Origin of the sequence: Methanosarcina sp. A14 (genome assembly GCF_001729375.1) — an archaeon.
GTDB classification, from domain to species: domain Archaea; phylum Halobacteriota; class Methanosarcinia; order Methanosarcinales; family Methanosarcinaceae; genus Methanosarcina; species Methanosarcina barkeri.
Genome location: NZ_LZPK01000385.1, coordinates 1 through 11,754, shown reverse-complemented (window position 1 = coordinate 11,754; position 11,754 = coordinate 1). Strand labels below are relative to the sequence as shown.

The 11,754-nt window shown below is 39.6% G+C and carries 8 protein-coding genes; 6 read left to right on the top strand and 2 right to left on the bottom strand.

What is annotated here, in order from left to right:
* The first annotated feature begins 1,532 nt into the window (after positions 1-1,532).
* From A9239_RS17640 to A9239_RS17625, 4 genes are all read left to right on the top strand, one after another.
* Complete coding sequence (locus A9239_RS17640) at positions 1,533-2,318, top strand: winged helix-turn-helix domain-containing protein (protein ID WP_048119277.1); 786 nt, start codon at positions 1,533-1,535, stop codon at positions 2,316-2,318.
* 75 nt (positions 2,319-2,393) lie between these two features.
* Positions 2,394-4,988, top strand: coding sequence for a histidine kinase dimerization/phosphoacceptor domain -containing protein (locus A9239_RS17635; RefSeq protein WP_048154927.1), 2,595 nt, complete (start codon positions 2,394-2,396; stop codon positions 4,986-4,988).
* Between the two features lie 38 nt (positions 4,989-5,026).
* Positions 5,027-5,440 (top strand): response regulator, encoded by a 414-nt coding sequence (locus A9239_RS17630; RefSeq protein WP_048154930.1) that lies wholly within the window; start codon positions 5,027-5,029, stop codon positions 5,438-5,440.
* A 700-nt stretch (positions 5,441-6,140) separates the two neighbouring features.
* Entirely contained in the window at positions 6,141-6,614 is a 474-nt protein-coding gene (locus tag A9239_RS17625; RefSeq protein WP_048119268.1) for a response regulator, read from the top strand.
* Positions 6,615-7,006: 392 nt separating this feature from the next.
* Here A9239_RS17625 and A9239_RS17620 read toward each other — a convergent pair whose 3' ends face one another.
* Together A9239_RS17620 and A9239_RS17615 are read right to left on the bottom strand one after the other, a co-directional pair.
* A complete protein-coding gene (locus A9239_RS17620) occupies positions 7,007-7,366 on the bottom strand; it encodes a TrmB family transcriptional regulator (RefSeq protein ID WP_048123103.1) in 360 nt (119 codons plus the stop codon).
* Between the two features lie 37 nt (positions 7,367-7,403).
* A complete protein-coding gene (locus tag A9239_RS17615) occupies positions 7,404-7,859 on the bottom strand; it encodes a MarR family winged helix-turn-helix transcriptional regulator (RefSeq protein ID WP_048119265.1) in 456 nt (151 codons plus the stop codon).
* A 513-nt stretch (positions 7,860-8,372) separates the two neighbouring features.
* Here A9239_RS17615 and A9239_RS17610 point away from each other — a divergent pair.
* Together A9239_RS17610 and A9239_RS17605 are read left to right on the top strand one after the other, a co-directional pair.
* On the top strand, positions 8,373-9,869 hold the full coding sequence (locus tag A9239_RS17610; protein ID WP_176722183.1) for an AAA family ATPase: 1,497 nt from the start codon (positions 8,373-8,375) through the stop codon (positions 9,867-9,869).
* A 127-nt stretch (positions 9,870-9,996) separates the two neighbouring features.
* On the top strand, positions 9,997-11,670 hold the full coding sequence (locus A9239_RS17605) for a VWA domain-containing protein (RefSeq protein WP_048119261.1): 1,674 nt from the start codon (positions 9,997-9,999) through the stop codon (positions 11,668-11,670).
* Positions 11,671-11,754: the final 84 nt, after the last annotated feature.

The window sequence follows — 11,754 nt, the reverse complement described above, 5'->3', positions numbered from 1 at the left end:
AATATTAATTTACAGATAATTATATTAATTTACAGATTATAATATTAATTTATAGATACTAATATTAATTTACAGATAATAATATTATAGAAAATATGTAACCTTAATAATCCTGAAGCCTCATACTCATTTTTTTATTATCAAAAGACAAAAAGCCTTGAAACTAAAGACATTTTCGCTATCTCAATTCTACGAGTTCATCCCAAAGCCAACTTTTAGTCACGAGGCTAAATAATGTAACTGCTCATGATAAATGAGATTTTTGTTGCAACAATTACAGGCGTGACTTTTATTCTCAATCGGTATATTTTTAAAACTGTTTTCATGATCCAAAGTTTTGAGAATTGCAAATTATAGCTCAAAAGAAACTGTTTTGAGTTTTAGGATTAGCTCTACAAGAAAATAACCATTCTGGCCGAAAATTGAGTAAGGGGTAAAAAATAGAAAAAGTGAGGAAAAATAGAAAAAGTGAGGAAAATAAGTACGAAGAATATAACTTGACTATATCACGTTACAAGGTAAAAAGTCATCATTAGACCTCATATCCCAAGTATATTGTTTGTAGTGAAATTAATAACTGCAATTGGACTAACTGTCTAATCTGACATATTACCTGCAATGAAATAACCTTTGCAACTTATAAGTTATTGTACTTTGATTGGTTATCTTGATATTGAAAAATCAAAAAGTCCAATTGGACATCTGCGTAGTTTATTCTGAGATAGGGCTATAGTTGAGATAGTAATAGTGAAAAAATTCAGTTACGGAGGTATCCAGAAGCTATGGCATTCCCACATACCAAAGCTCTGGTACATTTTTAATGCATTTGCTGGAATTCGGAGTAAGGAAAATTTCGGTTAAACCTGAAATGTTCCTTTTTAGTTCTCCAGAGATACCGTGAGTTTCAGCCAGATTTTCACATAGATCCGGCATGAATCCAGCAGTACTCTTTAATCTCTTCTCAAAAGGATGCAATAATTTCTATCGTTTTTTAATGTTTGTACTTTTAATCTGTTTTTAATGCGCCATTTTTAGTTCATTTTTTATGTCGTTTTTTATTTTACAGTTTTTATTATTGGTGGTTGTTTTATTCCGTTTTTCTTGTCATTTTTAATAATTTTAGCGGTCACTTTATCCTATCTTTCTTGCCATTTTTGTTTATCCTGTGACCATATATCCCGTTTTTAACGCTAGTTCTAATTTATTACTTGCCCTTCCAGAAGTATTCATTGTTCTTTCAGGCAATTATTTTTTGTTGGATTTGTTCTTGTTAACTGGCAAGTGATTTATCTATGGTTTCAATAATATATAGCCCGATTCGCATTGCTCTTGCAAAAGTTTCGGGTAGGAGAAAGAGCTACATGCAGGTTCTAAAGTAAAGTGATATTTTAATGCCGTTAAATTTTTCAACCTAGTCTATCAAAGCTCAGGAAGCCTTTTAGAATCTTTTTAAAAATCAAAATTTTTTTAAATATAACTCGTTTGTAACATAATCTTTTAATAAAAGTACTCTCTATATATATAAGTTAACAATGAGCTCATCTTTGTGTGACACTATCTGGCTTTCTGAAAAAAGAAAAAATCTCCTTCTCCTGCTTATGGAAGGTCCCAGGAATATTGAGCAAATAAAAACCTCTCTCAACGTGACCTCAAAGGCGATGATGCCCCAGATTAAAATCCTTAAAAAACAGGGCCTGGTCCTTCAGAAAGAGAACACTTATATGCTCTCGGAGATTGGAAAACTTGTTGTAGGAAACATGCTCCCTCTCCTGAATACGCTTGAGGTCCTCGAGGAAAACAAGGAATACTGGACAAGCCGGGATACAAGTGTCATTCCCCAGGAGCAATTTATGCGGCTTGGAGAATTGGGTGAGTGCATGGTAATCGAACCTGATCTTAACCATCTGTTTGACCTTCCAAGGGAATTTACGGAGAATCTTATAAAGTCCAGATGCATCATGAGTTCGCTTTCTTACTATCATCCTCTTTATTCGTCGCTTTATTCCAGGCTTGCAAAAAGCGGAGCTGAAATGGAAATAGTGCTTACAAAAGCCGTACTTGAAAGGCTAAAAAATGATTGTAGAGACGAGCTGGAAACCCTGCTCGACTCCGAGAGTACGGTTGTTAAGATCTGCGAGGAAAACCTGAATCTTCCGACAATTGCTGTTACTGAAAAATTCATGTATATCTGCCTCTTCAACAAGCAGGGAAAATACGACCATAGGAAAGTGATGAGTTTCGATGCAAGCGCTCTTCGCTGGGGAAGGGAGCTTTTCATGCATTATAATGAATTGTCTCAAGAAGTAATCGAAATCTGAAGCATGCCTTATCTTTACAGGCAGGACCAAAATAGGCCTTCCACCTTTCTTTCATAACTGGCTGGAGTTTTGACTATGAGATTTAATAATTTCCCCCTGAAATCAAAGCTAGTTATCTACATTGTTGTTGGGGTTTTTCTTGTTCTCGCAGTTTCTACGGCTGTGATCATCAGTACGGTCACCTCCCAGGAAGAAAAGCTGGCTTATCAGAAATCAATTGAAATGGCAAGCAGTTATGCAAACCAGTTCGATACCGGCATGAAAGCTAACAGCGCAGTTGCAAAAACTCTTGCTCTTACAATGGAAAATTACAAGGCTTCCAACAGGACTGAGGTAATAGGCATCCTTGAGAATATCCTTGAAAAAAATCCAAATCTGATTGGGGTTTATGTGGGATACGAGCCAAACGCTTTTGATGGCAAAGATGCAGAATATATTAACGCCTCAGGACACGATGCAACAGGCAGATTTGTTCCTTATTGCAATAAAATTAAAGGTCCTATGACAATTGAGCCTCTTGTCCACTATGATTTTTCTGATTATTACCAGCTGCCAAAAGCCAGAGAAGAAGATGTCCTGACCGAACCCTACTTTTATGAAGGAATATTCATGGTGAGTTATGACTCTCCTATTTTTAAAAATGGAGAGTTTGTAGGGATTGCCGGTGTGGATGTACCTCTTGATTATATGGACGATGTTTTGAGTAAGGTCAAAGCTTTTGACACAGGATACGCCTTCATGGTAAGCAACACAGGCGTCCTGCTCTCTCACCCTACACGCAAGGACTGGATCGGGAAAAAGAGTCTCTACGACTTTAATTCGAAAGAAATATCCAGAGCCGCAGATGATATAAAAAACGGAACTGGCGGATATATTGAGACCCTGGACTCTACCACAGGCAAAACTGTTGTAATGTTCTATGAACCTGTGCGAACCGGAAATCTCGCCTTTGTGCTTGTAATTCCTAAAGAGGAAATGCTTGAAGGTGTTGTTGATCTTCGGAACAGGCTTCTGGTCATTTCTGCAATTTCCATTCTGTTTATGGCGGCTCTTGCTTATATGATTGCTCTTTCTATTACAAGGCCAATAGATGAAATCGTTAAGGATTTCAAGAACATTGCCCAGGATGCGGTTCAAGGAAAACTTGATGTCAGGGCAGACACAGATGTGGAGAGAGATTTCAGAGAAATCCCTACAGGCCTGAATGAAATCCTTAAAGCTGTAATTGTTCCTGTAAGAGAGTCTATAAGAGTAACCAATGCACTTGCAAGAGGGGAGTTAAAAGAGAGGGTAAATGTGGATGTACAGGGAGAGTTTAGAGAACTCGGAAATACACTTGACAAATTCTCAGAAACTTTGAACAGTATTATTGATGATTCAAATGCTGTTCTTACTGCATTCCAGCAGAATGATTTTAAACGGCAGATCAGTATCCATGGGCAGGGTGATTTCAAGCTGCTTACGGACGGAATCGAAGAAACCCGTCAGGCTCTTGATATGATTACAACCCAGAGAAGAGAGGCGGAAAAAGCCCTTCTGGACTATGCGAAAGAACTTGAGCGTTCCAACCAGCTTAAGGAAGAGCTGGAAAGGGTTATCAATACAAGTCCTGTAATTGTGTTTCTGTGGAAGTATGAACCCAAGTGGCCTGCAGAGTTTGTTTCGGAAAATATTACCAGGCTGGGTTATGAGGTAGAGGATTTCACCTCGAACAGGCTTCTTTATGGGGATATTGTGCATCCCGAAGACTTGAAAAAGATGACCGACGAACTTGAAATGAACGTTGAAGCCGGCTGCGCGGACTATACCTCAGAATATAGGATTCTCACAAAATCCGGGGAGGCCCGCTGGGTTGACGAAAGGACATTTATCCAGCGCAGCGAGGACGGCGACGTCCATCTTCAGGGCATTATTCTGGACATAACCGAGCATAAGAAAGCCGAAGATGCACTTCTCCAGATGGAGGAAATCCGCAAAAAAGAAATTCATCACCGCATTAAGAATAATTTGCAGGTGATTTCTATGCTTTTATATCTTGAGTCCGGAAATTTTACGGACAGGGATGTGATCGAGGCTTTCAGGGACAGCCAGAACAGGGTAAAATCAATGGCTCTTGTCCACGAAAAACTTTACCAGTCCGAGGATATGGTAAGTGTGGACTTTGCGGATTATATTGAGAATCTTGTAGATTACCTGTTCCAGTCCTACTCTTTGGACAGCAGAAAAGTGAGTTTGAAGTTGGATGTCGAAAAGGTTTTCCTTGGAATGGATACGGCTGTTCCCCTGGGAATAATTGTCAATGAGCTGGTCTCAAATTCTCTGAAACATGCTTTTGCCGGAGAGAAAGAAGGAGAGATATATATTGAGTTGCACAGAAGTAGAGAAAACTCTACCTTGCAGAATAAGGATCCTGACAACTCCGAAAATACAAAATCCAGGCCGCAGAATAATGAACAGACTGACCTTAACGGCGTAACAGAGGACAAGGATGAGAAGTTGATCCTTATAGTTAGAGATAACGGCAAGGGATTCCCTGAGAATCTGGACTTCCGGAACACAACTTCCTTGGGCTTACAGCTGGTAACAACGCTTGTAGATCAGATTGAAGGGGATATTAGACTTGATCGATGCAGGGGAACAAGTTTCGAGATTAGTTTTCTCAGAAAATGAATTATAAATAATGTGTGATAGTGGTGGAAGGAAGAATAATGGCAGAAGAACGAAAAAAGGTGGAAGGCAGAATTCTTGTCGTTGAAGACGAGCATATCGTTGCAATGGGAATAAAAAAAATGGTAAAGAGTTTGGGGTACACGGTTACCGGTGTAGCCTCGTCCGGAAAGGATGCCATTAGCAAGGCTGAGAGTACTTTCCCTGATGTTGTGCTTATGGATATCATGTTAAAAGGTGATATGGACGGCGTAGAAGCTGCAGGTGAAATCAGGGAAAGGTTTGATGTCCCGGTTGTTTACCTGACTGCTTATTCTGATAATAAGATTCTTGAAAGGGCTAAAAAAACTGAACCTTTTGGTTATATCGTAAAACCTTTTGATGAGAATGATCTGCACAGCAGCATTGAGATAGCCCTGCACAGGCACAGGAAGGAAAAAGAAAAAACGGAATGATTCAGGACGAAAAAGAGCAGAACGAAAGATATTTCGGGAAACAGAAACAGAATGAAATAACAGCTCGAGTGGTCAACAGCAAAGAAATAAGAAAGCCAGATGGCTCAGGAAAAACTCGTTATTTATCTAGCAGGAAACTGTTTTCCCAGGTTATTTAAAAAATCCTGAAATCTTCCGGACAGCCAAAGTTTACTCTTTTTCTTTAAAGACAAAGGTGCCTTCCTATTCTTCCGGCACCTTTTTCCCAACATCTCCCTCAACTTTTACTAATAGTACAATTAAAATTTTTAATAGGATCAAAATATCCCTTGCACCCGGACAAAGTTCTTCCCCTTTGCCATTGACAGGGTCAGTTTAAAGTTCCTATTCTTTTGTAAGTGCCATACGGGGTGGGTTATATATCTTAATTTATATAGGGTTCAATACCGGAAGCAATACAGAAGTTTGCCTTCGGTCCAAGGTTTGTGATAATTATGAAATCATAGTTATTGAAATCATAGTATTGCAATCAAACAGTTATTTAAATCAAACAGTTATTGAAATTCTTGAATTGCTTTCATAACTTAGAGATCGAATGTGTTCGAGTGCTTCTGTTCCGGCCGATAATTTCATTGACAGATTGGAGGATTTAAGCCTGAAATAGGTAGGAAACCTGTTTCAAATCCAGCTCTCTGAAGCTGAATAAGGGTGTAACAGTAACATGGTAGAAGGAAGAATTCTGGTTGTTGAGGACGAGCATATCGTTGCAATGGGAATACGGATAATGCTGAAGAATCTGGGACATGCTGTTACGGGTGTAGCTTCATCTGGAGAGGAAGCCATTAGCAAAGCCGAAAGGACCCGACCTGATCTTGTGCTTATGGATATTATGTTAAAAGGTAACCTGAATGGTATAGAAGCATCAAAGGAGATAATTGCCAGGTTCGGTATTCCAGTTGTTTACCTTACTACCTGTTCGGATCGTAAGCTTCTTGAACAGATCTGGGATACTGGGTCTGGATGTATTGTGAAACCTTTTGATGAAAAGGACTTGGAAAAGAGTATTGATATCGTTCTTTCGCGGTGCGGTTTGGAGAAGAAGGATGTGAAAGAAGACTCGCAAAAGCTTCAAAGCGATTCAGAAAAAACCAGGTCTGCTTCAGGTTACTTACCCGGCCCCGAAGGTTCAAAGTAAACATTCAGGCTGTGCAATAGGTCAGGTGGATTACCAACTGAGGCAAAGTTTAAAACAGTAATAATATTGTTTGGGTTGTGGAAGAATAACAAAATGAAAAAAGTTTCAAAACTAAATTATTTCAGGATATTTCAGGATAAGACGTATACAATCAGAGCACAAAAACATTATAAAAAGTCTTGTTACAAGCCCAGAACAAAGTAAAATTATAAGAATTAAAAAGCAGGTTAATTAAATAATACCTGAGGTTACATTAAATAGCTTTTTAAAAATCTTACTCAATAACTTTTAAAAATCTTACTTAATAACTTTTAAAAATCTTACTCAATAGCTTTTAAAAATCTTACTCAATAGCTTTTTAAAAATCTCACTCTTTTTCTGGCTTCTATTTCTTAGACTCGTACTTTTAATTTGCGAAAACTTCCTACAGAAAATCCTTTAGTTGTAGGGCTCAAAGCGTTAAGTTCATTTGCAGTCTCGCTTAGAGAAAGCATAAAATCCGTCCTTATCCTGAAAATAAGCTCTTCAGGCTCTACACAGCAAAAAAGTGTTGGTTCACCTTCAATTATCCGGACATATCCCTTCTTCTCCATTCCTCTGAGAGTTCCATAAACTTTAGATCTGGGGACTCCGGAACTTTCTGCAATTTCACTGGCTCGCGCTTGTTTAAGGCAGACAAGTACTGCGTAGATTTTAGCTTCGTTTCTGGTAAACCCCAGTTTTTGAAGATTTTCTATAATTTTACGAGTCACTTCCTCCTCCTCCTTTTCACCCATTTTCTGATTAAATTTATCGAATTTGTTGGCTGACTGCCTTTCTTAAAATCCTCACCATTGTCTCAAGACTCTGGACATAGTCCTCTATATCCTTCTCATCTACAAGCTTAAGCAACTCATCGAGAATCTGATTAGAATAGTTATAACACTCTAATCCTTTCTCCGTCAGCGAAACAAGCACTTTCCTTCGGTCTTCCGGGTCAGTTTTCCGAAATACCAATCCTTTTCTCTCCAGATCATCAACCATTCGAGTGAGGCTGCTTTTATCCATACCTGTGTACCTCCCAATGGTTGAGGGCATGATCTCACCTTCCATACCTATGATCTTGATTACTACGGGTTGATTTTTGCTTAGATTTTTGAATTTGCTAATGATTTTCTTCTGAAAAGTCTGTTCAAAAATAAAATTGTCAAGAGCGTCTCTTTCCATCATCAGAAGAATTATTTTCTTCAGAGTTACTTCATCCATTTTATTCACTGTTCCTCTTTACACCTGATTTTGCAATCATAAGCATATTCTCAGGGAGTAATTTCCGAATATAATGAATTATAATAATATTGATTTTTCAATTATACAAAATTAAATAATTGAAAAATCAATAGTTGATAAATCAACAATACTCTAAACCTATTTAAGCTTCACGGTTCACTCATAAACAAAAAAATTGTAAAGTATAAAAACTGGTTGCCTTTGTTTTGCAAAAAAATCTAATTCTCTGTTCCTTTGAACTCAAAAAACTAGTTAACGAAAGGTCAATTAGAAGAAAAGGATTCAGTAACTCTTTAAAATATAAAATAAAAAGTTATATGTCCAGAAACTAATTTTTCAGAAGGTCAGATAGAATTGAAAGGTTTAAAATAGAATCAGACTAAAGACTTAAAACCTGGCTGCAAATTGATTTTATCCTGATCTGTTCCACTATACTCTTTACCTGGAGGTTTGTTCCTGAAAGAAAAGCTTCTTGAGATCAAATCCGTATTTATGGCTTATTTTAAAGAGCGAGAAGCCGAGATCAATGGCTCACTCCTTGCCGTGCTGTCCGGAGAAAACCTCCTTTTTCTGGGGCCTCCCGGAACGGCAAAAACTCAGCTTGCGAAAAATATCTGCCAGTCAATCGAAGGAGGAAATTTCTTTAATTATCTCCTGACAAGTTTTTCCACTCCTGAAGAGCTATTTGGCCCACTTTCCTTAAAAGCCCTGGAAAAAGACGAGTTCCACCGGAAAATCGATGGCTGCCTCCCAACTGCGCATATCGCTTTGCTGGACGAGATTTTCAAAGCGAGCAGTGCGATTCTGAACAGCCTCCTGACGATCCTCAATGAGCACAAATACCATAACGGCAGAGAGCTTGTAGATGTACCTCTGCTTTCGGTTTTCGGGGCATCCAATGAGCTTCCTGATGAAAATGAGAGTCTTGAAGCTCTTTATGACCGCTTTTTATTCAGGTACAGGCTCTCCTACATTCAGGACGATGAGAATTTCCGGGACCTCCTTTTCAGGAGCCCTGAAGAATTCGAACCTGCTGCAACTCTCAGGGTTTCCGCAATATACGAACTCCGAGCACGTGCAAAGGACATGCCTGTTGATCCTGATGTTGAGGTCATTATAACTGAGCTCCGAAAAAGCCTTCAACTTCAGGAAATTGAAATCTCGGACCGGCGTTGGAAAAAAGTTATTCAGGTCTTGAAGGTTGCAGCCTGCAGCAGCGGATGCCCTACCGTGGACAGGACAATGGTACTCCTGCTTCAGCACATGCTCTGGAACTTGCCTGAAGAGCGAGAAACCATAAGAAAAACCGTTTTTGAGTTCGCAATTTCAGGCGGAATCAGCACGGAAAAACTGTGCCAGGAAGCCGAAGACCTCCAGGCTGCGGTAAGTATTGCTCTGAAAAATGAACTTCCTGTAAATATTATCTGCGACAGTTGCGGAGAAGAATTCCTGCTAAGGCAGGAAATCGAAACCCACCATATTTCCCACCCTAATCACAGCTATACCCTTAAAGCTGAAGGATCTTCAAGGATCTATCCCTATAGCAACCTTGTGAAAAAAATTGATTCGCTCCAGGAAGTCGCTGGAAAAGTGAGCACACTGTCACAGGCTCAAAAAGAAATTTTTGAAACCGAATTAGAAGCCCTGGTCGATCGCATGGAACGCGTAAAATACAGGTTTGAAGCCGAAAGAGAACTTCTCAAAAACCTGATGAATGCAAATATCTGGCTCTCAACGCTTGACAGAAACGAGGCTCTCCTTCTTCACGATACCCGAAGTACCGAACTATCAGAGCTCAACGACCTTATATCGAAAAGTCGGTTAATGCTTGGAGTTCAGAGCAGGCAAGCAAAACCTGAACCAAAGCCTGCACTTCAGCCTGCAAAAGAAGCGGGAAAAAGAGAAATTGAAAAAATTTCCGTATCCGATTCGGGCAACAGTGTCAACAGTTTTATGAAGGGAATTGGTTCTCGATTCAAACTCAGATAAAGAGCTCGGATCAGATAGCTTCAAATCAGGTATCTTTAAACTAGGTAGCTTCAAATCAGGTATCTTTAAACCAGGTATCTTTAAACAAAGAAATGTTAAAATCAAATAATCTAAATGAGGTTTTGATATGGAAAGCTCTGGGGATTTTCCAAATAATCCAGGTGCAGCCTCATATGGAACTTACTCCTTTTCAGAAAATAAAGCCTCAGGAAATAAGGGCTTGCAGGATTTGCTTATACTCCAGAATCAGACTGCGACCGTGCTGAAACGGGATCTCAGGAACACAATAGCCTTTCCTCGAACTATTCCCCGTCCAATACGAGAAAAAATAGCCGAAATCATAACTCTTGAGATCCTCTTTGGCCAGCCTTATGAGATTAAGGATCCTAAAAGGTTTATTGAGACTTTCGGAGCTTTTTATCCAATTCTTCTTACCCTGAGAAACTCAAAACCCTGGCCTAAACTCCGAAAAATTGCAAAAAAAAGCCGGGGAGCCGGAATTGCAGGCTTGAAAATTCTTCTGCCTTTGATTTATGAGATCCTGGGACACTTTTCAGAATCAACCAGTGTTTCAGGTACAGAGTGTCTTAAGGAGCTTGATGCCGGAATGGATGAGGTCCTGAGGCAATTTGAAGAAATCCTGAAAGAAACTCTCCTTATGTGGGGGAATTCGGGACCTGCGGAATTTTCAGGGAGGAAAGACCATGAAATGAAAAATTCCGGAGAATCTGCCCTTGTCGACGTTGTTCTGTCATTCATGCAGAAAGGAGGGTACCAGGAGTTTCTGGAAAGAGTTATGGAGGGGCTATACAGGAGAATGAACGAATTCGTTTCGGAAATGGAAGAAAACCTGGAGCTTTTCGATACGCTTGCTCTGCTTTTTCCCCGGCGCAACTGGAGTTATTCCGTAAAAGAGCTTAAAAAAGAGCCTTTCTATGTGCAGCTTAAAATGCTTAAAAACTATTCGACCTTTTTTGAAAAAAGTCCTGACCTGAAAAAAATTATAGATTTCATAGGCAGGCGGGAATTTGACCCGCCCTCAGACCATATATGCCTTTCACCTTTCGGGAAAAACCGGATACAGACTGTGCGTTTTTCCGACTCCATTAATAACCTGTTGCCCATGGAAGCCGCAAAACTCCTGAATCCTTCTCTGAAAAAGAAGTTCTATGCAGACATGCTTGAAGGAAAGCTCCTGAGCTACCAGCTCCTTGGAAAGCATTACACAGGCCCTCCACGCATAAAACCCAGAGGCCCGATGATAGTGCTTGTGGACACTTCCGGGTCAATGCACGGAGCTCCCCAAACTTTAGCTAAATCTGCGGTGCTGGCTATGGCAAAACTGATGCTTTCCCAGCAGAGGGACATGAAAGTTATCCTTTTTGCCTCGACAAACCAGCACCTGGAAATCGAACTTAGCAGCAGGAAAAAAATGTCCGAAAAATTCCTTAATTTCCTTCTCTATACCTTCGGCGGAGGGACTGACTTCAATACCGCCCTTGCCTCAGGCCTTAAGTCTCTGAAAGAAAAGGATTTTCAGGGTGCAGACCTGCTCTTTATAACCGATGGCAAATCAGAAGTTTCTGACGAACTGGTACTGGCCCGCTGGGAGGAAGCAAAAAAGAAGTATAACGCAAAGGTCTATTCACTGATAGTAGGCAGCAGCGGAGCAGGAGGTTTGTCTGAAATCTCGGATTATATTTATTTTGTAGAAATGGAAATGGATTCTGAGGGCAGAAGTGGATTTGTGAGATTAATCAAATTTACAGGAGAGAAACATGAAAGCCACAGATTCCAATAAGCAGGGAATTAAGAAAGGATTACTAAGAAAGGGTTACTGAGAAAGGATTACTAAGAAAAGGTTGCTAAGAAAAGGTTACTAAGA

Coding starts and splice junctions, on each gene's coding strand:
- A9239_RS17615 (WP_048119265.1), bottom strand. CDS start 7,859: ATGGATGAAGTAACTCTGAAGAAAATAATTCTTCTGATGATGGAAAGA.
- A9239_RS17640 (WP_048119277.1), top strand. CDS start 1,533: ATGAGCTCATCTTTGTGTGACACTATCTGGCTTTCTGAAAAAAGAAAA.
- A9239_RS17605 (WP_048119261.1), top strand. CDS start 9,997: ATGGAAAGCTCTGGGGATTTTCCAAATAATCCAGGTGCAGCCTCATAT.
- A9239_RS17625 (WP_048119268.1), top strand. CDS start 6,141: ATGGTAGAAGGAAGAATTCTGGTTGTTGAGGACGAGCATATCGTTGCA.
- A9239_RS17635 (WP_048154927.1), top strand. CDS start 2,394: ATGAGATTTAATAATTTCCCCCTGAAATCAAAGCTAGTTATCTACATT.
- A9239_RS17630 (WP_048154930.1), top strand. CDS start 5,027: ATGGCAGAAGAACGAAAAAAGGTGGAAGGCAGAATTCTTGTCGTTGAA.
- A9239_RS17610 (WP_176722183.1), top strand. CDS start 8,373: ATGGCTTATTTTAAAGAGCGAGAAGCCGAGATCAATGGCTCACTCCTT.